The organism is Psychrobacter immobilis (assembly GCF_904846065.1).
In the GTDB taxonomy this organism is placed as follows: Bacteria; Pseudomonadota; Gammaproteobacteria; order Pseudomonadales; family Moraxellaceae; genus Psychrobacter; species Psychrobacter immobilis_H.
In genome coordinates, this window is the sequence record NZ_CAJGZV010000001.1 from 2,390,123 (window position 1) to 2,414,770 (window position 24,648).

The 24,648-nt window shown below is 44.3% G+C and carries 19 protein-coding genes, 3 tRNA genes and 1 pseudogene; 12 read left to right on the forward strand and 11 right to left on the reverse strand.

Annotated elements, in window-relative coordinates:
• Positions 1 to 207: 207 nt before the first annotated feature.
• From betA to JMW64_RS09875, 4 genes are all read right to left on the reverse strand, one after another.
• On the reverse strand, positions 208 to 1,908 hold the full coding sequence (betA, locus tag JMW64_RS09860) for a choline dehydrogenase (RefSeq protein WP_201554509.1): 1,701 nt from the start codon (positions 1,906 to 1,908) through the stop codon (positions 208 to 210).
• Positions 1,909 to 2,025: 117 nt separating this feature from the next.
• A complete protein-coding gene (betB, locus tag JMW64_RS09865; protein WP_201554511.1) occupies positions 2,026 to 3,540 on the reverse strand; it encodes a betaine-aldehyde dehydrogenase in 1,515 nt (504 codons plus the stop codon).
• Positions 3,541 to 3,711: 171 nt separating this feature from the next.
• Complete coding sequence (locus JMW64_RS09870; RefSeq protein ID WP_055125112.1) at positions 3,712 to 4,284, reverse strand: TetR/AcrR family transcriptional regulator; 573 nt, start codon at positions 4,282 to 4,284, stop codon at positions 3,712 to 3,714.
• A gap of 1 nt (position 4,285) precedes the next feature.
• Positions 4,286 to 4,630 (reverse strand): DMT family transporter, encoded by a 345-nt coding sequence (locus JMW64_RS09875; RefSeq protein ID WP_201554512.1) that lies wholly within the window; start codon positions 4,628 to 4,630, stop codon positions 4,286 to 4,288.
• Positions 4,631 to 5,116: 486 nt separating this feature from the next.
• Here JMW64_RS09875 and JMW64_RS09880 point away from each other — a divergent pair.
• The 3 genes from JMW64_RS09880 to JMW64_RS09890 all read left to right on the forward strand — a co-directional run bounded on the left by JMW64_RS09880 (position 5,117) and on the right by JMW64_RS09890 (position 6,969).
• Positions 5,117 to 5,192 (forward strand) — tRNA-Asn (locus JMW64_RS09880).
• Positions 5,193 to 5,566: 374 nt separating this feature from the next.
• A complete protein-coding gene (locus tag JMW64_RS09885; RefSeq protein ID WP_055125114.1) occupies positions 5,567 to 5,908 on the forward strand; it encodes a hypothetical protein in 342 nt (113 codons plus the stop codon).
• Between the two features lie 326 nt (positions 5,909 to 6,234).
• Positions 6,235 to 6,969 carry a hypothetical protein gene (locus JMW64_RS09890; protein ID WP_201554513.1) on the forward strand — a complete coding sequence of 245 codons (735 nt, stop codon included), beginning with the start codon at positions 6,235 to 6,237 and terminating at the stop codon, positions 6,967 to 6,969.
• A 91-nt stretch (positions 6,970 to 7,060) separates the two neighbouring features.
• Here JMW64_RS09890 and JMW64_RS09895 read toward each other — a convergent pair.
• From JMW64_RS09895 to JMW64_RS09910, 4 genes are all read right to left on the reverse strand, one after another.
• Positions 7,061 to 7,151: transfer RNA gene (locus JMW64_RS09895), tRNA-Ser, on the reverse strand.
• A gap of 83 nt (positions 7,152 to 7,234) precedes the next feature.
• Positions 7,235 to 7,325: transfer RNA gene (locus JMW64_RS09900), tRNA-Ser, on the reverse strand.
• 162 nt (positions 7,326 to 7,487) lie between these two features.
• Positions 7,488 to 8,678: a type I glyceraldehyde-3-phosphate dehydrogenase gene (locus JMW64_RS09905; RefSeq protein ID WP_227694169.1), complete on the reverse strand. Its 1,191-nt coding sequence runs from the start codon at positions 8,676 to 8,678 to the stop codon at positions 7,488 to 7,490.
• Positions 8,679 to 8,852: 174 nt separating this feature from the next.
• Positions 8,853 to 10,784 (reverse strand): AAA family ATPase, encoded by a 1,932-nt coding sequence (locus JMW64_RS09910; protein WP_201554514.1) that lies wholly within the window; start codon positions 10,782 to 10,784, stop codon positions 8,853 to 8,855.
• A gap of 290 nt (positions 10,785 to 11,074) precedes the next feature.
• On the opposite strand from JMW64_RS09910, the gene exaC reads away from it, so the two are divergent.
• From exaC to JMW64_RS09955, 9 genes are all read left to right on the forward strand, one after another.
• Complete coding sequence (gene exaC / locus JMW64_RS09915; protein ID WP_201539987.1) at positions 11,075 to 12,601, forward strand: acetaldehyde dehydrogenase ExaC; 1,527 nt, start codon at positions 11,075 to 11,077, stop codon at positions 12,599 to 12,601.
• A 97-nt stretch (positions 12,602 to 12,698) separates the two neighbouring features.
• Entirely contained in the window at positions 12,699 to 13,727 is a 1,029-nt protein-coding gene (gene adhP / locus JMW64_RS09920; protein ID WP_201554515.1) for an alcohol dehydrogenase AdhP, read from the forward strand.
• A 206-nt stretch (positions 13,728 to 13,933) separates the two neighbouring features.
• Positions 13,934 to 14,260 carry a DUF779 domain-containing protein gene (locus tag JMW64_RS09925; RefSeq protein ID WP_060491624.1) on the forward strand — a complete coding sequence of 109 codons (327 nt, stop codon included), beginning with the start codon at positions 13,934 to 13,936 and terminating at the stop codon, positions 14,258 to 14,260.
• A 196-nt stretch (positions 14,261 to 14,456) separates the two neighbouring features.
• Positions 14,457 to 16,100, forward strand: coding sequence for a GMC family oxidoreductase (locus JMW64_RS09930; protein WP_201554516.1), 1,644 nt, complete (start codon positions 14,457 to 14,459; stop codon positions 16,098 to 16,100).
• Between the two features lie 456 nt (positions 16,101 to 16,556).
• Complete coding sequence (locus JMW64_RS09935; RefSeq protein WP_060491626.1) at positions 16,557 to 18,197, forward strand: ABC transporter substrate-binding protein; 1,641 nt, start codon at positions 16,557 to 16,559, stop codon at positions 18,195 to 18,197.
• 199 nt (positions 18,198 to 18,396) lie between these two features.
• Positions 18,397 to 19,413: an ABC transporter permease gene (locus tag JMW64_RS09940; RefSeq protein WP_045453107.1), complete on the forward strand. Its 1,017-nt coding sequence runs from the start codon at positions 18,397 to 18,399 to the stop codon at positions 19,411 to 19,413.
• Between the two features lie 148 nt (positions 19,414 to 19,561).
• Positions 19,562 to 20,476 carry an ABC transporter permease gene (locus JMW64_RS09945; protein WP_087814459.1) on the forward strand — a complete coding sequence of 305 codons (915 nt, stop codon included), beginning with the start codon at positions 19,562 to 19,564 and terminating at the stop codon, positions 20,474 to 20,476.
• A gap of 1 nt (position 20,477) precedes the next feature.
• Positions 20,478 to 21,551, forward strand: a complete 1,074-nt coding sequence (locus JMW64_RS09950; RefSeq protein ID WP_265089807.1) for an ABC transporter ATP-binding protein — start codon at positions 20,478 to 20,480, stop codon at positions 21,549 to 21,551.
• Positions 21,548 to 22,519: a peptide ABC transporter ATP-binding protein gene (locus tag JMW64_RS09955; RefSeq protein ID WP_201554517.1), complete on the forward strand. Its 972-nt coding sequence runs from the start codon at positions 21,548 to 21,550 to the stop codon at positions 22,517 to 22,519. The genes JMW64_RS09950 and JMW64_RS09955 overlap by 4 nt, the downstream gene beginning before the upstream one ends.
• 27 nt (positions 22,520 to 22,546) lie before the next feature.
• On the opposite strand, the gene JMW64_RS09960 is transcribed toward JMW64_RS09955, so the two are convergent.
• The 3 genes and pseudogenes from JMW64_RS09960 to JMW64_RS14205 all read right to left on the reverse strand — a co-directional run.
• Entirely contained in the window at positions 22,547 to 23,566 is a 1,020-nt protein-coding gene (locus JMW64_RS09960; RefSeq protein WP_201554519.1) for an NERD domain-containing protein, read from the reverse strand.
• 75 nt (positions 23,567 to 23,641) lie between these two features.
• Positions 23,642 to 24,298 (reverse strand): LysE family translocator, encoded by a 657-nt coding sequence (locus JMW64_RS09965; RefSeq protein ID WP_201554521.1) that lies wholly within the window; start codon positions 24,296 to 24,298, stop codon positions 23,642 to 23,644.
• A gap of 133 nt (positions 24,299 to 24,431) precedes the next feature.
• Positions 24,432 to 24,617 (reverse strand): annotated as a pseudogene (locus JMW64_RS14205) (transketolase-like TK C-terminal-containing protein); the annotation flags it as partial.
• Positions 24,618 to 24,648 lie beyond the last annotated feature (31 nt).

Sequence of the window (24,648 nt, forward strand, 5' to 3'; positions counted from 1 at the left end):
ATAACTTGATGACTGTATGACGCACAAAGCAGTACCAATAAATAAAAATTGTGATGTAAATAAAAAATTTAAATGACAATCAAAGGCAGCCACAACAGTATTAAAAATACTTAATACGTTAGCGCTGATGAAAAAGACCTTTGCGTGGAAAGGTCTTTTTGATGAGATTCTCTTATATGATTATTGAATAAATAGTTCATCAGTCGCTTAGACAGCAGAGCCATATGCGCGCATCGGCTCAGTTCTAAGCGGTGCACCATTGGCAACGTAATAGTCTACCGTCGAGCGTGGTAGCTGCTTGCCGCGCATCTTATCGACGATTTTTTCGGCAAGCATAATGGTGGTCGCGTTTAGATTACCACTGATGATATTTGGCATAATCGACGCATCAACGACGCGCAAGCCATCGATACCATGTACGAGCCCTTCGCCATTGACCACCGAATCATTACCTTCACCCATCGCACAGGTACACGACGGATGATAAGCCGTTTCGCTATGATTACGGACATATTCGTCTAGCTGAGCATCAGTCACCAAGTCATCGGTTGGCGCAATGGCGCGACCACGATAAGGGTCGAGCGCTGGCTGATGCATAATCTCACGGGTGATGCGCATTGCCGCACGGAACTCGTGCCAGTCTTGGTCGTGAGACATATAGTTAAACAAGATGCTCGGATGCACGCTTGGGTCTTTTGAGGTCAGCTTGACGCGACCACGACTTGGCGAGCGCAATGAGCCCACATGCGCTTGGAAACTGTGCGACTTCACGGCACTACGACCATCGTAGCGCACTGCTAATGGCAAGAAGTGGTACTGGATATTAGGATGGGTAAATTTCTCATCGGTACGAATAAAACCGCCACCTTCGAACTGATTTGACGCGCCAAGTCCTGTGCCATTGAACAACCATTCGGCACCAATGGCTGGCTTATTCCACCATTTATTGGCAGGCACAATCGACACTGGCAACTTACATTCGTACTGCATATACAGCTCTAAATGGTCTTGTAGATTATTACCAACACCCGGTAAATCTAAAATCTCATTGACACCCAAATCTTTAAGCCATTGACCAGGACCAATACCAGAGCGCTGCAATAATTGCGGCGAGGCAATCGCACCTGATGAAACAATCACCTCACGAGACGCGTAAAAATTCTTGGTTTGACCTTGATGGGCGACTTTAACGCCGACAGCGCGCTTGCCATCGAACAAAATCACGTCAGTCAATGCACCCGTTAAAATGGTGATATTGCTACGCGGTTTGGCGCGGTCGAGATAACCGCGAGCAGTCGAAGCTCGGCGACCATTAGGCGTGACAAAACGATCCATCGGCCCAAAGCCTTCTTGTTGATAGCCGTTTAAATCATCCGTGCTTGGATAGCCTGCTTGCACGCCTGCTTCGATCATGGCTTGGAACAGCGGATTGACCCCTGGCTTTGAAGTGGTCATTTCGACGGGACCACCAACGCCATGATAGTCATTTTCACCAGCATCGCGATTTTCTAACTTTTTGAAATACGGCAAGCAGTCCAAATAGGTCCAATCTTCTAAACCTTTGATTTTCGCCCAATCGTCAAAATCCAAGGCATTACCACGGATATAACACATCCCATTAATCAGAGACGAGCCACCTAACCCTTTACCGCGACCACAATCCATGACGCGGTTGTTCATATAGGGCTCAGGATCGGTTTTATAACCCCAGTTATAAGTAGTACCTTGCAACGGCATAGCGAGCGCTGCTGGCATCTGCGTACGAAAGTCTAAGCGATGGTCTGGACGACCCGCCTCTAACAGCAACACCTTAATGTTGGCATCTTCGGTCAAACGGGTGGCCAGCACATTGCCTGCTGAGCCTGCGCCGACGATGATGTAGTCATATTCAGGTGTGGTTGATGTCATAAAACGCTCCATAATATTAAAAAATCCATCATTTCATATCAGTAAGGCGGTGCCAAAAGGACAAATTAGTCCTAATAATTCAGCCTTACCGATTTAAAGCTCTCACAATACAACTGCTTAAAATACCGATTCAAACTTACCAAGCTCTACTTGGATAGATTTGGTCTGCGTATAATGCTCAAGGGCTTCAATGCCGTTTTCGCGGCCAATACCTGAGTGCTTATAACCACCCACTGGCATTTGTGCAGCCGACTCGCCCCACGTATTTAACCAGCAGATACCCGCTTCAATCTGTGCAATCACGCGATGCGCTCGGGTCAAATCAGCGGTCACGACTCCTGCTGCCAAGCCATACTCGGTATCATTGGCGCGGCGAATCACTTCTTCTTCAGTCTCATAAGTCAATATCGACATCACTGGACCAAAGATTTCTTCGCGTACGATAGTCATGTCATCGCTGCAATCAGTGAATACCGTCGGTGCGACAAAGGCGCCATTGGCAAGCTCACCTGTCGTGATACGTTCACCACCCGTCAATAGACGCGCGCCGCCCTCTTTGCCTTGCTTAATATAACTAAGCACTCTGTCCATATGTGGGAAGCTGACCAATGGACCCATATTAATATTTTCGTCCATCGGATCGCCCAATTTAATACGCTCGACACGCAATAATATGACTTCTTCAAACTTGGCTTGTAAGGCTTTAGGGATAAACACGCGCGTGCCATTGGTACAGACTTGACCACTGCTATAGAAGTTCGCCATCATCGCAATATCAGCGGCGGTATCGATGTCCGCATCATCAAATATAATCAAGGGCGACTTACCGCCAAGCTCCAAGGTCACGTCTTTGAGCGACGAAGATGCGGCACTTTCCATCACTTTTTTACCCGTTGGTACACCGCCAGTAAACGATACCTTTGCGATATCAGGATGCTGAGTTAATGCTTCGCCGACTTTATGATCGCCTTGCACAACGTTGAATACGCCGTCTGGTAAGCCCGCTTCTGTCAATATTTCCGCTAACTTTAATGCAGTCAATGGCGTGACTTCAGATGGTTTGAAAATCATCGCATTACCAGCGGCTAACGCTGGTGCTGCCTTCCACATCGCGATTTGAATAGGATAGTTCCACGCACCGATACCTGCGACGACGCCAAGTGGCTCGCGGCGAGTATAGACAAAGCTAGTATCACGCAATGGAATCTGACGACCTTCAATCATCGACGCAAGTCCTGCATAATACTCAACGACATCAGCACCAGTCACGATATCGACATATTTGGTTTCAGAGAGCGCTTTACCCGTGTCTTTGGTTTCAAGTAACGCGAGTACATCGTTGCGCTCACGTAATATCGCAACCGCCTTTAGCAAAATACGACTGCGCTCAACCGCCGTCATCGCCGCCCAAACCTTTTGACCTTTTTGTGCTGCTTTTACCGCTTCATTAATCTGCTCACTGGTCGTTTGCTGAACGGTAGTTAACACTTCACCCGTGGCTGGATTGATGTCTTCAAAGGTGGTTAATGAGTCATCGACAGCCAAATAACAGCCATTAATATAAGCAGTTTGAACCTTCTCTAAATCAATGATGTCTGTTAAGTTGTTTAGGTCTGTTTTTGAATCTGTCATGCGGTGCTCCTATTAACGACTAGCAAAAGCCTTATAAACAAGCTAATGCTAAATGATGTCGTTATGGGTTAAATGTTTAAAATAAATTTATATAGCCTATTGCTACAATCCTGTCTTTCAATGCTTTTTTAATAAAAAAGCTGCTTTGATCAATCATTTAAGAACAGTATTTTATTCATTCTCAGGTTGCGTCATTTTTATCAAACGCTTATGAATAGAGGTCTTATCTGAGATACTAATGCCTGAAAAATCAGAGAGCCAAATACCATCAGCCACCAGACGTACCATACATAATGTTTCGGTATTGTCGGTTGCTTGATGTTTCTTTAATTGCGCATTTGCCCACTTGGCCCACAACTCACGTAACTCGCTATCGCCTAGCATCAATGCATATAAGGTTGCTTGACTATCGAGCTCTTCCTGCCCCTTTTCGCCTAAGCTAATCGTGGCATTGATATAGGCACGAGTAAAAGAGCCATAACGCACAGGGTCTTCTGCCATGGCTTGATTAACTTCTGCCTCAAACCTAGCCATCGCATCATGAAACACTTCAAGGATGAGTGCATTTTTAGTGGTGAAATGATGCATCACCCCGCCTTTGGTCACCCCGACCGCATCAGCGACCGCCTGAAAGGTCACTTTTGATAAGCCCTGCTCTAACGTGATTCGCGCTGCCTGATCTAGTAGCGCACGACGGACAACTTCGGGCTGTTTTTTACGTTTGTAAGCGTTTTCCATTTCCATATCAGTGCACCACAGAATTAGAGAATAAGTTCATCACCACGACACCGCCCACAATCATAGCGATACCAACCACAGCTGCCGCATCAAGACTTTGCTTAAAAAATATTAAGCCAACGAGCGATGTCAGCACAATCCCCAACCCGCCCCATAGTGCATAAGCAATACCAAGCGGTATGGTTTTGATGGTTTGTGTTAATAAGTAAAACGAGATGGCATAAAGCACACCCATAATCAGGGTCGGCACCAAACGCGTAAACTGCTCTGACTTGACTAAAAAGGTCGTGCCAACCACTTCGCAAATAATGGCGATGGCTAGATAACCGTAGGCAATAGTGGTGGGACTCATAATTAGGTTACCTGTCTCAGATTGATCACATATTAATAATGTATATACATTAAAGAAACCATACGGTCGGTATTCTATAGAAATATTCTAGCCATGTGAAGGGCTGTTTCTGATTTTTTTGTTTCGAGGGAGGTACAGATTGTTTTACTATTCAAAAAGATAGCCGACTTGTCTAATCAAATTAGCGCTAGATTTTATATCCAACTTACATAAATAAGGGTTTTGACCATTTTTAGCCCATTTAGAGATTTATCGATTGAATTGAAGACACGCCCTAGTCAAAAAATAATATTTTAGCGGTCAAAATTTGCCAAAACAGCCCGCTTTATAAGGGATTACTGGTTATTTTTCACAGTTAACAACAATATTTATAATTAATGGCATAATAAGGTTGACAGCCTATAACAACTTGGCTAAAATGTGCCCCACATAACGCAAACAAGACAAGCAATAGCGCTTATCTAACTTATCGTTATACCAACTTATTCTCCAATAGCTCAGTTGGTAGAGCAACGGACTGTTAATCCGTGTGTCCCTGGTTCGAGCCCAGGTTGGAGAGCCATATACTAAAAACCTTCATCATTATTTGATGAAGGTTTTTTTATGGTTGCCGTTTTCAATTAAGAGGATAGCCGCAATCTTAGGGCGTGTCCTCATTTTAAAAGTGGTGACAAAAATGAGATAAATTGCCGCCAAACAAAGACAGTAGCGCAAATAATATCGAGATATTAATAAGCTATTTGACGATGTTTGGCAAAATTTAGCCATTTTTATCCCATTTAGAGGTTAATCGATTGAATTGAGGACATGACCTAGTGCGATTGGCATGGCTACGGTGTTCTTTTAGGCGTTTTTGTTGTATGGTAAAGATAGTTTTGATTGGGTTAATTTTTGTCTGAGTGCTTCACTCTTACTCACTAAAAATAATGGTTTATTATGATACCTGTACGTGTGAAAAATAAGTTTTCTGATCATCCGCAAAAAATCATGCGCCCGATCAGTATTCGTTTGTCTGAAGAGATGATTTCGCTATTAGAAGCCACTTCAAAAGAGTTGGGGTTTAAACGCATCCAAGGGCTTATTCGTTTATATATTCGCCAAGGACTTGACCGCGATCATCAAGACTACACCCTAGCCCATGATGAGGTGTTCATCGAAAGCCTGCGTAAACGCGGGGTCAGCCAGCGTATTATTGATGAGGCTATTGTTGTGACCCACAATAATAATATTACTCACTCACTATCTGAGCTGCAAGAAAATGACCAAGCTCATGACTAACTATTCAAACAGTCGTTAGCTGTTACTGCTGTTAATAAAAAAGACTGAGTTTGCTTAACGGCACTCAGTCTTTTTTTTGTGGGCGTAATAAAAATAGCTATTGTGAATAAAAATACCGATCATGATTGCTTGTCAGAACTTATTATAAATAGTACGTCTCCTGCCCTTTTTTGCTGTCATATAACAAAAATATACCTATTTTGCTTGCGATACAGCATTTAGCGATAATTAAACACAACCTCTCATCAAACGAGGTATATTAAGAAAACGCTCATTATTCTGTTGTCATTCTTTATTATCCATAAAGATTTTTAAGGAGGTGTACGATGGCGAGTTTACATCAACGCTTGAATAAAGCTTTGTTATTGACGATTGCCTTAGCGATACTACCAATCGTTTCTGGTTGCTCACAGCCAACCGCGGATCCAACCAAAAAAACCATACCGACCAACTCAGATCAGTGGCAGAAAAAACTCGGCACCACTTTTGAGCAGTTGCCTCAATCTGAGCAGCAATTACTCAGCCGCTACATGTTGCGAATGAAACTCAGCGGTGCCTATGAGTCGGGGGCGATGCCGCGTACCACTATCAAGCAAGCCCTTGTGCAACAGCGTGAATACGAACGATTACATCCAAACAATCCAACAGGTAAAAAAAGCCCCATCGTCAGCAGCCAGCCAGCTTATAGTGCCAATGCGCAGAACTATCCTGTCGCTCTACTACCAGTCAAAACCAGCGATAGTGACAGCTTAAATCAAGTAAAACTGCAGTTTATGCTCTCTAATCACGGCAAGGTCGCCATTCGAAGCTTTAAGGGCACACTGACCATGCAAGATGCTAACTTGGCGCAGGGCAAAAGCTTTAACGTACCACTAACACAGTTTGACCCGCCTATTAAACCAGAGCAGTCTGGCAAGATCATCATCGAGAGCAGTATTGAAGACATCAACGTTATGCGTGCCATTAAAAACACCAAAGACTTGACCATCATGATCAGTAAAGGCACATTGATATTGGAGAATGGGCAGGAAATTAAGTTTGATGAGTCGCTAATGAAATAAAAAAGTGCTGCAGAGTATTTATAAAATTATAGGATAAATATCCAGCATAAAAAAAGCCCCAATCATCACTGATTAGGGCTTTTTTCGAATTTGGAGGAGACGGAGAGATTCGAACTCTCGAAGGGCTACAAACCCTTGTCGGTTTTCAAGACCGGTGCATTCAACCACTCTGCCACGTCTCCATTGGTGGACTATTATAGCGATATAAAATAAAAATGCAACAAAAAAAGCCGCAATCATTAATAATGATTGCGACTTTCGAATTTGGAGGAGACGGAGAGATTCGAACTCTCGAAGGGCTACAAACCCTTGTCGGTTTTCAAGACCGGTGCATTCAACCACTCTGCCACGTCTCCATTTGTGCATTATTATAGCGATATAACATGAGAATGCAAGCAATTAATTGCACGAATTTAAATTATTTTGATGCTATCGTCGATTCAGTTTAAAAGAGAGTCAAGGCAACTGCGTGCAGATGTATATGTAATACTTCAAGCAAGGTTAACGCGGTCACTTTTTTATAGAGAATTGACGATAGGTTTTTTATGAGAAGCCAGATGCAGACACATATCTAGTAGTCTATTGGCATAACCCCATTCGTTGTCATACCATGCAAAAACCTTGTATTGACTACCCACTTGCATGAGCTGCTGACCATCAATGATCAAAGACTCAGTCTGATGGATAAAATCGCTAGAGACCAGTGGCTCATCCGTATAAGCCATGATGTCACGCAAATGTGCCTGACTGGCAGATTTGAGTGCCTCGCGGACTGCCTCGACAGACACATCGGGCGTATCAAAAACAAAAGTCACATCAATAGCCGCTACATCAATGGTAGGTACGCGTATCGAATGCCCATTTATCTTGCCTACCATAGCAGGTAGGACACGCTCTGTCGCCGCGATACTGCTAGAGGTGGTTGGAATAATGTTATAACCAGACGCGCGCGCGCGTCTTGGGTCACGGTGGGCTTGATCAAGCACTGTTTGATCAGCGGTGACAGCATGAATCTCCGTCATCATCGCTGACTTTACCCCAAATGCGGTATCAAGCGTCGCAATCAAGGGAACCAAGGCCTGCGTGGTACAAGAAACGCTCGATATAATCGGCAGCTCACGTGTTAGCTCATCAGTATTAACGCCCATAACGATACAAGCATCGACATCATCGAATGGTGCCGCACCGATAATCACCTGCTGCGCGCCAGCCACGATGTGCAGTTGTGCTTGCTCATAAGAGCGAAAATGTCCGGTACACTCTAGTACCACATCGACACCCAGCGCCTGCCAAGGCAACTGCGCAGGGTTAGGTTCTGAGAATAAATTGATACAATAGGTATAATTGTTTTTTGTCAGACAAAGCTGTGTGGCGCTATTATTGTTACCGTCATCGCTCGCTTCATCGTTGCTACTCGCCACAATATCAGCACTGACCCCAAGGCGACTTAGGCGACCATGCGTGCTGTCAAACTTTAATAAGTGCAACAGAATGTCAGCAGGGGCTAAATCATTAATTGCCACGACATGGATCGCACGGCCTAATACCTCAAAGCGCTCTAGCAATGCCCGCAAAACGTTGCGCCCTATACGTCCAAAACCATTGATAGCAACCCTCAGTGGCTGTGTGTGCTCACTAGATGCATGAAACGCTGCTGCTGCTACTGGGTCAGACGTTAATTGGTAGGTGGCTCTCGAAAAATCAGGCATAAAAAGATATCGCTATAAAGGGATAAAAATTGAGCGCTACACAGTCAGCGCTACAATGAAACAAAACCAACAAGTCGTTAATCGGCTCTAGGGATTGTTATATAAAAGCTAAATGGCTTTGGTGAATGCTTTAACCCTGAATTGTCATACTCAGTATCAAGACGCCATTCAGTATTAGGGCGTTATAAAAATCAGTGCCAAACGAATGGCATTGTAATCAATACTTTGCTTAAGATGATCGAATATTGGACGCAATTTAATACTGCCATCATCATTGAAATCATTTGGATTATTGGCGACTTTAATCGCGACATAGGCATTACCAACCGCCGTCATCACCTCATCCTCTGGCCGCAAATGATCACAAGCGAGACTTGGATCTTGAGATTTTAGGTCAGCAATATGACGCATGATGGTCGATTGTGAAAGCTGACGGGCTTGCGAGATTTCTGCAATCGACAAGCTCTCCTCTAATAACAATCGCGTCGCAAGCAAGGTACTGTCTGACTTATCAGAAACTTGATTGCCCAGTTTCTGTTTCTTGTCTATTTGCGCTTGTTGTTGCTCACGGCGCTTTTTTTGCAAAGTGGCATAAGCATCAATCACTGATTTACTCAGCGTACCGCCCGATTTTAAAATAAATTTCTCATGCGCCTGCGTCATGCTCTCTTCATCAAGCATCGAATAATTGGCATCAGCTTCTTCTGACAGCACCAAAAACCGTTTGTCCGCGCCGCGTGCTAGCGGATCAAGCTGCAAACTCATGTCATTCATACCGAGCAACTGCAAACCTGCCAGCGACTTTAACCGTGACAATGCCACATAGCCCTGCCCTAGCTCAAAGGTGCGCGACAAGTCAATCTCCGCCGCATCGAGGGTCATGCCTTGTGACTTATGAATGGTAATCGCCCATGCTAGACAAAGCGGTACTTGCTCATAGCTTGCTAGCACGTCACCGGTCTCATCTTCGATGATCCATTCTTCAGGCTCAGCGATGACTTCACGCCCTGAATTGAGCCGAACCACGGGCATTTTTTGCGTCGTTGGCTTTTTAGATTTTGTTTTTTCTTTATCTTTGGTAGTCTTTTTACCTTTGCCTTTTATATTCTTATCATTCTCATTTGCAATGCTTTCACTATCGTCTTCGATTAAATCGTCACTACTGTCTTTGCTATCATCAATTTTGACAGCAGCAAAGCCAATCAGCTCACCCATGGTGCCGTTAGAGACGCCAAGTTCGGTATTGTTTTTAATAAACATCACCTTGGCACCGACTTTTAATACCAAATCATCTTGGGTACGAACTGTCTTTTTTAGGGTCTCAACCAATTTACTATCACCAGTAGAGGTAGCTTCAAAACGCATCATCTCGCCATCTAATGCGGCAAGCTCTTTGTCATTGATGCTATTAACGTTGAGATTATGGGTATAAAGACGGGTACGTTTGATATCGACATTTTGATCAAAGGTTGCTTCTAATGCGGCAATCGATTCAAAAGTGACTTCCTGACGACGAATTTGGTTGAGAATATCGTCCAAATCAAGCCCGCCATTTGCCGCTTCACTAACCTGCCTATGTTGCTCAGACAGATAGCAAATATGGAACTTGGCATCAAGCCACGCTTCCGACATAAAGGCAAATTTTTCACGGTTGGTTTCACCCTTACTACCAATCGGTGGCAGCTGAAAAAAGTCTCCTGCGACGACTACCTGAATACCACCAAACGCCTTGTCATTTTTTCGGACATGCTTGAGTACTTGGCTGACCAAATTGAGCTGCTTAGCATGCAACATCGATATCTCATCAATGACCAATACCGCGGTGTCTTTTAGTCGGTCTGCCAAAAACTGCTTGCGTGATAAGGTGGTCAAGTCGCGGTCGCTCAACTCATCTTTGATACCGATGCCGGACCAGCTATGAATCGTTGTGCCATTCATGTGTGTGGCAGCAATACCGGTACTCGCAGTGACGGCGACAGGCACACGGCGCGCACGCAGATAGTCGATATATTGATTAAGAGTATAAGTCTTACCTGAACCTGCTGAGCCAGTCAAAAAGACATTTTGACCCGTTTTTAAGATATCAAGAGCAGAAGATTGACGCATATATCTAAACCAATTAAGTTAATAGTAATAAGAAAAACAGCTTAAGAGCAAATAATAAGAGAAAAAGCTGCCAACAATTATAACAGCTACATCCGTTTCGCGGACGACTTTAACCCTGATAAGCCACATAACTTAAAGTTATACGATACGAAATATATCATTATAAAAAGTCATTATCGCTCATCGCTAAAGCTCAGTACGATAGGGTCATAGCTTGGTCAGGATGGCCAAATATTTATGCTTAAGTCGTTTGTTCTTAACTAGCCATAATACACAACAAGGAGTCGTTAATGTTATACGCCTATCCCAATACTGAAAATAGTCCTGTTCAATTCCGCAAAAAATATGACAACTTCATTAATGGTGAGTGGGTCGCGCCAATCGATGGTGAATACTTTGACAACTCAAGTCCAATCGATGGTAAAACCTTCTGTCAGATTGCGCGCTCTAAAGCTGCCGATGTTGAAGCAGCGCTAGATGCCGCTCATGCCGCAAAAGACGCATGGGGCAAAACCAGTGTCACTGATCGCTCTAATATGTTGCTCAAACTTGCTGACGGTATCGAAGCCAATTTAGAGGCAATCGCTATCGCTGAAAGCTATGAAAACGGTAAACCAGTTCGCGAAACTCTCGCCGCTGATATCCCAATCGCCATCGACCATTTGCGTTATTTTGCGGGCGTTATCCGCGCACAAGAAGGCGGCATTAGTCAAATTGATGAAGATACCGTCGCTTATCATTTCCATGAGCCCCTTGGCGTCGTCGGTCAAATCATTCCTTGGAACTTCCCTATTCTAATGGCGATTTGGAAAATTGCCCCAGCCCTTGCTGCGGGTAACTGTATCGTCCTCAAGCCTGCCGAGCAAACGCCAGCTTCTGTTTTATACATGCTTGACGTCATAGGCGCGGCGGATATTTTACCTAAAGGCGTACTAAACGTCATTAACGGCTTTGGTGTAGAAGCCGGTAAGCCAATCGCTTCCAACCCGCGTATCGATAAAGTGTCCTTTACGGGTGAGACCACCACTGGTCGCTTAATTATGCAATACGCCAGTGAAAATATCATTCCAGTAACACTAGAGCTGGGCGGTAAAAGTCCAAATATCTTCTTTGCTGACATTATGGATGAAGACGATGACTTCTTAGATAAAGCGGTTGAAGGTTTGGTCATGTTTGCGCTAAACCAAGGTGAAGTCTGTACCTGCCCATCACGCGCCCTCGTACACGAAAGCATCTATGATGAATTTATGAAACGCTGTATCGCTCGCGTGAAAGCCATTAAAATGGGCAACCCGCTCGATACTGATACTATGATTGGCGCGCAAGCCAGCTCAGATCAGTTAGAAAAAATCCTATCTTATCTTGATATTGGTAAAAAAGAAGGTGCCAAAGTCTTAGTCGGTGGCGAACTTGCCAAGCATGATGGCGATATGGCAAACGGTTATTATGTGCAGCCGACTATCTTTGAAGGCACGAATGATATGCGTGTGTTCCAAGAAGAAATCTTTGGCCCTGTACTCGCTGTCACCACTTTTAAAGACGATGAAGAAGCGATGGCGCTAGCCAATGACACTTTATATGGTCTTGGTGCTGGTGTCTGGACGCGTAATGGTACTCGTGCTTATCGTTTCGGTCGTGGCATTAAAGCTGGCCGCGTTTGGACGAATTGCTATCATCTCTATCCTGCGCATTCAGCGTTTGGTGGGTATAAGCAGTCTGGTATTGGCCGCGAAAACCATTTAATGATGCTAGACCATTATCAGCAGACCAAAAACATGCTGGTCTCTTATAGTCCTAAAGCAATGGGCTTCTTTTAATTCTGTTTTTCAAAGCACTTTATGGCAAAAGCGTAAAGTGCGACCTCGATGCTCGCCGAGCATCTTAATGTAAAGAACGATGACAAGGAGTTACAACGTGAGTAATAAAATGAAAGCGGCCGTGCTGCATGAATTCGGACAACCCTTAGAAATTGAAGAAGTAGATATTCCAACCGCAGGTGCTGGTCAAATTGTCGTAAAAATGCAGGCATCAGGTGTCTGTCATACCGATTTGCATGCCATTGAGGGCGATTGGCCAGTCAAACCTAGCCCACCGTTTATCCCAGGCCACGAAGGCGTTGGTCTTATCACTGCCGTTGGCGAAGGTGTCACTCATGTCAAGGAAGGCGACCGAGTCGGTATTCCTTGGCTCTACTCTGCTTGTGGCCACTGTACCCATTGCTTAGGTGGTTGGGAAACTTTGTGCAAAAGCCAACAAAACTCTGGTTACTCGGTAAACGGCAGCTTTGCAGAATACGTCCTAGCAGATGCCAACTATGTCGGTATCATTCCTGAAAGCGTTGACTCTATTGAAATTGCACCAGTGTTATGTGCAGGTGTCACGGTCTACAAAGGTCTTAAAATGACCGACACCAAGCCAGGCGATTGGGTTGTCATTTCAGGTATCGGCGGTTTGGGGCATATGGCAGTTCAGTATGCCATTGCGATGGGATTGAACGTTGCTGCTGTGGATATTGATGACGAAAAACTGGCATTCGCTAAAAAATTGGGCGCCAAAGTCACTGTCAATGCGAAAAATACTGACCCTGCTGAATATCTACAAAAAGAAATCGGCGGTGCTCACGGTGCGCTCGTGACAGCGGTATCTTCAAAAGCCTTTGATCAAGCGTTGGGCATGTTACGACGCGGTGGTACTTTGGTCTGTAACGGTCTACCAACGGGCGAATTCCCAGTATCCATTTTTGATACTGTTTTAAACGGTATTACCATTCGTGGCTCAATCGTTGGTACGCGTCTCGACTTGCAAGAGTCGCTAGACATGGCAGCAGCAGGCAAAGTAAAAGCCACCGTTGCCGCTGAGCCACTAGAAAATATCAATGATATCTTTGATCGTATGCGTGATGGCAAAATCGAAGGTCGTATTGTCATTGACTATAGTATGTAGTAACCATTATGTAGCCGCATGCTTTATGATATTTTGAGATTCGTAACACCGTCTCAATGACTGGCTAGAGTAATCATTAGTAAAGGGTCGTATCACTTTCAACCACATATGATAAATGATGTGAGTGAATATGATGCGACCCTTTATTTTCTACTCAGTATGATTATGAAAGACATCCGTTCGGGTCTAACGATAGGGAAATCATTATGAACGTCACAGCGACAGAGTCTTGCAAAGCATTAATCGACTTACTAAAATCTAAGCACGGTGAGCTGATGTTTCATCAATCAGGCGGCTGCTGCGATGGCAGTTCACCCATGTGTTATCCATTGGGCGAATTTAAAGTAGGCGGACAAGACGTACTCATCGGCGAGCTGGTTGGCTGTCCATTTTATATGGGTAAAGCTCAGCATAAGCTCTGGCAACATACCGATCTAACGATAGATGTGGTCGATGGACGCGGAGCCAGTTTTTCGCTTGAAATACCAGAAGGTAAGCGCTTTATCGTACGTTCAGAGATATGTGCTGTATAAGTTTAAATAGCATCCACCAGCGTTTTAACGACCTAGTATTGTTTTGCCATGCCATATGCTGATCGACAAACACCCCTTAGTCATTTTTATTTTATTATTCCAGCAAAATAATAGATACTGTAATGCGTACCCTATTTCAATAAACGCGTTTTAACGAGCACGTTTTACTAAGCATGGATGCTAGAAGGAATGTAAAATGGAATTTGATAAAAAATTTGATTACGTCATCGTTGGTGGTGGTTCAGCTGGCTGCGTACTTGCTAGCCGATTAACAGAAAACTCAGACATTAGTGTCTGTTTATTAGAATATGGTGGTGAAGGCAAAGACCTTGCTGTCCGTGTCCCTGCCGGACTGATTTTGATGGTCCCAGGCAAGCCGCTGAAACTGAATAATTGGTGCTTTCAAACTACGCCGCAAGCGCATCTGAACAACCGTCGTGGCTTCCAACCACGTGGTCAATGCTTGGGTGGCTCATCTGCGATCAATGCCATGATTTATACGCGTGGTAGTGCGCTCGATTATGAACGTTGGGTTGAGCAAGGCTGCGAAGGCTGGGGATTTGATGATGTACTGCCCTACTTTATCAAAGCAGAAAATAATATTCATGGTAGCGGCGAGCTACATGGTGATAGCGGACCGCTGCATGTCAGTGACTTACTGAGTCCGCGTGATATCTCCAAAGCATTCGTAGAAGCCGCCATCACCAATGGTTTAGATCATAATCAAGATTTTAATGGCGAAAAGCAAGACGGTACAGGGCTATATCAAGTCACCCATTTTCATGGCGAAAAACAAGGTCAACGCTGCTCTGCGGCAGCGGCTTATCTACATCCAGTACAAAACCGATCAAATCTGACCGTCATCACCCACGCCCAAGCCAACCGCGTCATCTTTGAAGACAAACAAGCCGTTGGTGTCGCTTATGAAAAAGATGGCGTCGAGCATGCGGTTATGGCGCGTCATGAAGTGATATTATCTGGGGGCACTTTTGGCTCACCCAAAGTCCTGATGTTGTCAGGTATTGGACCTGCTGAGCATCTACAATCGCATGGCATCGACGTCGTGGTAGATGCGCCCGATGTTGGTGGTAATCTACAAGATCATTTGGACGTCGTTTTTGATTACGAGGTCAATACCACTGACGTCATCGGTATTGGTATGGCGACGATTTCGACATTGACCAAAAGTATTCGGCAGTGGAGAAAGGATGGTACAGGCATCTTGTCTACCAACTATGCTGAAGCGGGCGCGTTCTTTAGTGTCGGTGATGATCCAAAAGAGTGGCCAAATACCCAACTGCACTTTGTCATATCCCGCGTGATTGAGCACGGTCGTGATCTCAGACGTGGCTTTGCGGTCTCTTGTCACAGTTGCTACCTACGCCCTGAAAGCCGCGGTACGGTCAGACTGGACTCCGCCGACCCCTCAGACGCGGTATTGATTGATCCAAACTACCTCTCGCACCCAAAAGATGTGGAATATATGATTGCAGGCGCGGAGCGTACGCGCGCCATCATGCAAGAATCCCCCATTGCCAAATATATTACTGAAGACTACCCTGCCCCCTATATCGAAAAAGACGGTATGCTCGGCTATATCCGCAACAAGTCAGATACCATTTATCATCCTGTCGGCACTTGCCGTATGGGTTCAGACAGCAATTCAGTCGTCGATTTGCAATTAAAAGTACGCGGCGTAAATGGCTTAAGGGTCATCGATGCCTCAATCATGCCAACTTTAATCAGCGGTAATACCAATGCACCAACGATTATGATTGCCGAAAAACTCGCAGATCTTATCAAAGCAAATCACAGTCATATTGAACGAATCACGCCATAAAACATGGGAAGATATGCGTCTTATAATTAGTATTTTTATTTAAGAAACTTATCTATTAAAACTTTATATTCAATAAAATGAAAATAAGCGAATTATATAAAAATTTAACCTTTGTTTTTTCGTGGTTATTTTATCAGCATTTCTAAAATAAGGAGAGACCCTAACAAATTCGGCAATAAAGATAGTAAAACAGAACGTTTTCTATCAAATTAGCTTACGGATGTCTTGCATTACCACTGTTGAACAGAGTATATTTAAACCACTTATTTATATCGGTATTTTTTGCAAATCTGAATAATGGTTAATACAACCTGAAATATTTTTTATTTTGCATATCAAAAACACGATATAAACAATTGCTTTAAAGGGAATTAAAAGCACGCTCATTATATTTATAGGTCAAAAACGATCTTATAAATATATTGGCGACTATTTATCATTACATAGGATGTAATAATGCAAAAATCACTCTTCAAACTGACGATGTTGGCGACAGTTATTCTAGGCATCAGTGCCTGTAGCGGCGACAACAAAACCACCGATGAATCTGCTGCCAGCTCAGATGCTAAAGCAGCCAAAACCTTACTTTATTGCTCAGAAGGTAGTCCAGCTGGATTCGATCCAGCACAATACACTGCAGGTACAGATTTTGATGCGAGCGCCTTTCCCATCTACAACGGCTTAGTAGAATTCAAAAGAGATGGTACTGAGATTCAGCCAGCCTTAGCTGAAAGCTGGGATATTAGTGAAGACGGCAAGACTTATACCTTTAACCTACGTAAAGGGGTTAAATATGGTAAGACCGATTACTTTACCCCAACCCGTGATTTCAACGCAGATGATATTGTCTTTACTCTAGAGCGTATCACCAATCCAGAGTTTGAATTTAATAAAGCCTATCCTGCTGAGTTCCCCTATTCGGTCGGTATGGGGCTACCTGATATTATCTCCAATATCGAAAAAGTTGATGACTCTACCGTCAAAATCACCCTAAGCGAAACCAATGCGCCATTTTTACAGAACCTAGCGATGCCATTCGCTTATATCGATTCTGCTGAGTATGCAGAAAAGTTAATGGCTTCTGGTAATGCTGCTGATATCAACACCAAACCCGTTGGTACAGGACCTTTCGTCTTTACTTCTTATCAAAAAGACGCGCAAATTCGTTATACCAAAAATCCAGACTACTGGAACAAAGATGATATTCATATTGATAATCTAGTCTTTGTCATCACCAAAGATTCAGCAGTTCGTGCCCAAAAAGTGCAAGCAGGCGAATGTCATGTGTCCGCTTATCCAAAACCTGCCGAAATTGACTCTGTCAAAAAATCTGGGAAGGCCACCGTTCTCGATCAACCTGGCTTTAACGTCGGCTATGTCGGCTATAACGTTGAAAAACCGAAGCTTAGCGACCTTAAGGTTCGCCAAGCATTAGACATGGCAATTAATAAAGACGCTATTATCAATGCGGTTTATCAAAGCGAAGGATTAAAAGCCACCAATCCTATGCCGCCCACACAATGGGGTTACGACAAATCTATCAAAGATGCGCCTTACGATGTGGAAAAAGCCAAGTCCCTTATAAAAGAAGCAGGCGCGGACAAACTTGCCATTAATCTATGGTATATGCCCGTTCAACGCCCGTACAATCCTAATGCCAAACTCATGGCTGAAATGCTACAAGCAGATTGGGCAAAAATTGGTGTCGATACCAAGCTTGTGACGTATGAATGGGGCGAGTATCTAAACCGCGCTGCTAAAGGTGAGCCTGATGTCATTCTAGCGGGCTGGACTGGTGACAATGGGGATCCTGATAACTGGCTTGGTACGCTACTATCTTGTGATGCGGTCGGTGGTAATAATTACTCACGTTGGTGTAATAAAGACTTTGACACTTTGGTGACTAACGCCCGTCAGATTACCAATCAGGATGAGCGCGTCAACGACTATGTACAAGCTCAGCAGATATTCAAAGAGCAGCTGCCTTGGACGACAATGGCGCATTCGGTGGTCACGGTATTCACCGCACCAAACGTCGTCGATTATAAAATTAGTCCGCTTGGCTCAATACGCTTCGATGGTGTAAAGGTTGAATAACCTGAGCTGATGACGTCCGGTAAGACATGCATGCATGATTGTTTAATTTATATTCGGCTGGGTCAGACACTCTGCTCCAGCCGTATTTATATGAATTAAGCGCCTTATTAAGCATTTTGTCACCGACTCTCTCATCTCTGCCAACATTCTACTCATCGATCTCAAACGATTGAACCACAACTATTGAATTGAGCAGCCCATGCTACTTTATATTTTGCGTCGCATTGCCATTCTAATTCCTGTCTATCTTGGCTTAACGCTATCGACATTCACCCTAATTCGGCTCGTCCCTGGAGATGCCGTCGAGATTATGATGGGTGAGCGTATGGTCGATCCAGAGCTACATGCTCGTGCCCTAGAGCGACTAGGCTTAGACAAACCCCTCATTGTTCAATATTGGGATTACTTAACCGGAATATTGACCGGTGATTTTGGTCAATCCTTTCGTACTCGTACTCCGGTATTACAAGACTTCTTTGCGCATTTTGTACCAACCTTAGAGCTGGCTTTGTGTGCCATTGTCATTGCCAGTGTTGTCGGTGTGAGCTTAGGTATCTTTGCCGCGCTACGACGTGGTACATGGATTGACTACACTCTAATGTCAGGGGCGCTGGCTGGCTACTCTATGCCCATCTATTTATTGGGGCCTATTCTCACTGGTATATTCGCCCATTATCTCGGCCTGTTGCCTGTCGCCGGTGTCATATCTGTCGCGCAGTTTTTAGACGTCAAACCTTTATATGGATCATGGCTACTTGGCTCTTTAACATCAGGAGAACCTGGCGCATTTTGGGATGTGGTCAAACACTTTATCCTACCGTCTATTGCCTTATCGACCATACCACTCGCAATGATTGCACGCATGACACGCTCGGCGATGCTAGAGGTGTTAGATGAGGACTACGTGCGTACAGCGCGCGCCAAAGGCCTATCGCCGCGCCGTGTGATATTGGTACACGTCATGCGTAATGCCTTAATCACTGTGGTGACTGTGATTGGTTTACAGATGGCGACCTTGCTCGCGGGGGCTATTATCACTGAGACTATCTTTAGTTGGCCAGGTGTTGGTAATTGGCTGCTCGATGGGTTTTTCACTCGTGATTATCCTATTGTGCAAAACGGTATTTTATTGGTCGCCACCGCCCTGATTTTAGTTAGTTTATTTATTGATATTTTGTATGGTCTTATCAATCCGCGTATTCGACATACTTCTTAATTTAACATTGATAAATACTCATATTATAAATAGTGACGATTAGCGATTGCAGGATTTTTTAGCAAATTCTTAATGATTATTATCTTGGTGATTATTAGGAACAACAATCTAAACCTTCTCAACGCGCTAGCCACTATAGGAACTGCTCATGAAGCCTTCTGTTCTTCCCTCTGATGTCAATCTTATGGCCGCCACACCGCCGTCATCTTGGCAGCTATTTTTATCGACGTTTTGCCGAAATAAAGGCGCGGTGCTTGGTTTTATTGTACTAGCATTGATGGTCATTATTGCCATCCTTGCGCCTGCCATTGCGCCCCATGACCCTTACGAGTTATTTACTGGTCAAGAGCAGTTGCCGCCTGCCTTTCTGGATGGCGGCAATACCATGTTTTGGCTAGGCACGGATGATGCTGGACGAGACACCTTGTCTCGGGTGATGTATGGCGCGCGTTATTCTCTATTTATCGGTCTGAGCGCGACGACTCTTGCCATGTTAGTCGGTGTTTCATTGGGACTTAGTGCTGCATTTTGGCCCAAGGTTTGGGGCAAAGCCGTCATGCTAGTCAATGATATTTTGATGTCTTATCCGAGCTTACTGTTGGCGATCATCATTGCCGCTATCTTAGGACCTTCTATGACCAATACGATCATTACGATTGCACTGGTCTGTACGCCACCTTTTATTCGTTTGACTCGTGCTACCGCGATGGTAGAGCTACAGCGTGAATACTTTATCGCCTCGCAAGTGATGGGCGCTGGTGTGCTTAGATTGTTATTTATCACCATTTTGCCCAACTGTATGGCACCGCTCATCGTGCAGGCGACGATGATTTTCTCGTCTGCTATTTTAGAAGCAGGTGCAATTGGTTTCTTAGGCTTTGGTGTTCAGCCACCCGATGCAGAATGGGGCGCGATGCTCGGTACAGCACGTCAGTATATTCAGAGTAATGTTTGGCTCGCTATTTGGCCCGGTGTCGCTATTTTCTTAGCCGCATTGTCGATTAACTTGACTGGTGATGGCCTACGCGATGCGCTAGACCCCAAATTAAAGCAGGTGACCTAAGATGACTGAACCATTAATTAAAACGCCTACCACTCACACTTCTATGAATGACGCATCAAAAAAAGAATCACCATTGTTGTTAGATATTGAAAATCTTTCAGTGACTTTCGGGCAAGGTGTGCGCGCTTTTCGTGCAGTCGATGATGTGTCGTTAAAGATTACACAAGGCGAAGTCATCGCAGTCGTGGGTGAATCTGGCTCAGGTAAGTCGGTCACTATGATGGCACTGATGGGGCTACTACCACCCTCTGCAACTGTCCGTTCCAAGCGCGTTATGTTCGATGATAAAGACATGCTCAGTATGTCAGCAAAAGAAAAACGCGGAATCATTGGCAAAGACATCTCAATGATCTTTCAAAATGCGATGTCTTGTCTAAATCCAAGCTTCACGGTTGAGATGCAACTGGGCGAAGTATTACGTAAGCATCTAGGCTTGCGTGGCTCAGCCGTACAGGCGCGTATCCTAGAGCTGCTAGAGCTGGTCGAAATGCCCGATGCCAAAAACCGCCTCAAGGTTTATCCACATCAGTTATCAGGCGGTATGAGTCAACGAGTTATGATTGCGATGGCAATTGCTTGTGAGCCCAAACTACTCATCGCCGATGAACCTACCACCGCGCTCGATGTCACAGTACAAGCGCAAATCATGGACTTGCTAAGCCGATTGCAACGCGAAAAACAAATGGCGATGATACTGATTACCCACGACTTGGGTTTGGTCGCGCAAAACTCGCGTGATGTCGCGGTCATGTATGCCGGACAAGTGGTCGAAACCAGTACCGTGCCGGAGATTTTTCAAAAGCCTGCTCACCCTTATACGGAGGCCTTGCTACAAGCCATCCCAGAGCTGGCTATCGGTCAAGACCGTCTGAACAGCTTACCCGGAGTCGTACCCAGTCAATATGATCGTCCAAGTGGTTGCTTGTTGTCTCCTCGCTGCCCGTACAAAGAGCCTGCCTGTGAAGTACCGCCGCCCATATTGGATACTCCTAATGGCAAAGTGCGCTGTATTCATTCTGATCCTTCTTCTCGCAACTCTACCTCTTACGCTGCTACCTTGGAGTCACAAGTATGAGTAATAAAGTGGTCCTGAAAGCAGACAATCTACATAAACACTACCCAGTATCGCAAGGGTTGGGTAAAGCAAAAGCTTACGTTAAAGCATTGAATGGTGTGTCGTTTGAGCTTGAGGCTGGCAAGACGCTAGCCGTCGTCGGTGAATCAGGCTGCGGTAAATCTACCCTTGCCCGCCAGCTCACACTCATCGAAGAGCCTACTGATGGCGAGCTATTTATCAATGATGAAGTCACCACTGGCTATAGCAGAAAAGCGCTCAAAGAGCTGCGTACCGAAATCCAAATGGTGTTTCAAAACCCTTATGGCAGTCTCAACCCACGCCATACCATTGGCTATCAATTGACTGAACCACTGGATATCCATACCAAACTGTCTAAAGACGACAAGCGTGACAAAATCAATGAGATGATGCGAAATGTGGGTCTGCGCCCCGAACATGCTGGCCGCTATCCACATATGTTTTCAGGGGGTCAGCGCCAACGTATTGCCCTCGCCCGCGCCATGATGCTCAATCCTAAAATTGTCGTCGCTGATGAGCCTACCTCTGCGCTCGATGTATCCATTCAGGCACAAGTCTTGAATCTATTTATGGATTTACAGGATGAGTATCATACTGCTTACGTCTTTATCTCGCATAACTTGTCCGTCGTACGACACGTCGCTGATGATGTGATGGTCATGTATTTAGGTCAGGCTGTCGAACACGGACCCAAAGAAGCAATTTATAATGCACCAAAACACCCATATACCATCGCTCTATTGGCTGCTGCACCAACGGTAAATGGTCATAAGAACGATTTAACGCTACAAGGTGAGCTACCAAGCCCGCTCAATCCACCAAGTGGCTGCGCCCTACATAAACGCTGCCCCTATGCCAAGCAGCAATGCAGCGAAGTAGAGCCACAACTGCGCGAATGGGACGGTCGATTGGTTGCTTGTTTACGCTTGGAAGAAATATATGGTTAAGGTGACTAAGGTTAAAATGATTAACGACTAATCAATATTCACCACGCCCCAACATTTAGGAAATTTGCTACAACCAAAAAAGGCCCGACCTTGATTCAGGCCTTTTTTTGCTACTCGCTTGATCATCTTACCGTTACATCTCGGGCAGGTTGGTGTTTGAATCAAATAAGCTGTATGGTTTGTCGCCTCACCTGTCGCAGAGGAACTCGTTGCTAATTCAAGCTCTACAACCTCAAACGGTGTAAGAAATACTTTATCGGCAATATTATATGGTGTATTTGTCTGCTGAATATTCAGACTCTCAGTTAGTAACTCGCTAGATTCAATCTCAGTCTGACCCGACCATCGCAGCACTTCTCGGCTTTTCAGCGTGGCTCGTTTAGCGGTTTCTTTTATTACTGGCTCGAGTGTAGGCTTACTGGCAGTTTTAGCAATTGTTTTATCAGTGGAGTTACTGCTAGGCTGTTTGTTTGAGAGGCTATGCTTGTCTTTTAGATAGGCTTTATGCTCTCTATTGGTGCGCCAAGATTTGCTGAATCTGTTGCTATTAATCTGCTCAACGATAGACTTGACCTCGTCTTCAGTCAGTATCTCATCTTGTTTCTTCTTCACATAAGAGACCATCCCACCTGTCAATACGTGTTCGGGCAACTCATCACGAGTTTTTAGCTCACACTTCCCGATAAAAGCAATCATCGAATGGAAGTAGCTCAGCTCCAAGCCCAATAAATCTGCGAGCGTCTTAATGTGCAAGTAGTTTTGACGCAATGGATTTTGGAATTTAAATTTACTTCCATTTGGGAAAGCTTGCGTCCACTGCTTTTGCTTCTCGCTACCATATATCCAGCCTTTATAGTTTTTGGTTTCGATGACAAAGATGCCGTATATGGAGACGATAATATGATCGATTTGGGTACTGCCACCATTGGCTCTTGGCAAGGTAATACCGTTTAATCGGTGATAGACATCTTTTTCAAGTTTTAGCCACATGGCGACATTGATAACGGTCTCGCCTAGAAAGCCTTTGAAAGTGGATTTGAGGGACATGGTTTTTTTCTTGAAAGTGGTTATGAAAAAATAAATAACGTTCAATATCAATATACTAATTACTTTTGGTTAAAATTACCGATCTGCAATTGCTGTTCTGACGATAGTTAAACCAATGACGCCAAGCAACGCCCCTGTAACTTTATCGATGTAATAAGCAACTTGGGTAAATTTAGCGCGTACTTTGCGAGTCGACAATAGAAATATGATGGCAGTGTCCCATGCGAATACCACAACAGTCATCCAAATGCCTAAGCCCAATTTGAATACAAAACTTATTTCTGGTGTCAACACTACCGTGAACAAACTGAGATAAAAGAGTAGATTTTTAGGATTAAATATTCCTGACAAAAACCCTGCAGTAAATTCTTTTAAAAAAGTTGTCTTAGGTATATTTGAATGGGCTGATTGGGCTACCTGAAACTGGTCATACGCATTTTTTCGTGCGCGTAACGCCTGTATCCCAAGGTACATTAAAAACAATCCACCAATAATTTTTAGCGTAATCATAATAGGTGCAGAGGCGGCTAAAATTGAGCCAACACCAATTAAACATAGACTAATGTACACTGAATTGGCAAAGGTGATACCAAGTGCAACCCCTATTGCGTCTTTACTGTCATTTTTAATCGCACTCTTTACGATCAATACAAAATCCGGCCCTGGACTCAATAATGCAAGGAAATGTGCCAAGCCGACCGTGATAAAAATACTCAATAAATCCCAGTTCATAATTATTCCGTACTCTATTTTGTTTAATTATGGACTAAATAGCACTATGAATACACTGATTATTTAGCCAATAAAAAGAGCCACCAGATTTCTCCGGCAGCTCTTTTTTTAAATACTGACTAAGTTAGGTTTATTACACCAAACTATTTACCGCTTCAACCACAGCGTCAGTCGTAATACCAAACTCTTTATATAATTGATCTGCAGGAGCAGATTCGCCATAAGTGGTCATACCAATGATTTTGCCATTTAGACCAACGAACTTATATCAGTAATCTACATGCGCCGCTTCGACTGCTACGCGAGCACGGATATTGGCACTCACATCAAACATTCATTTAATATAACCA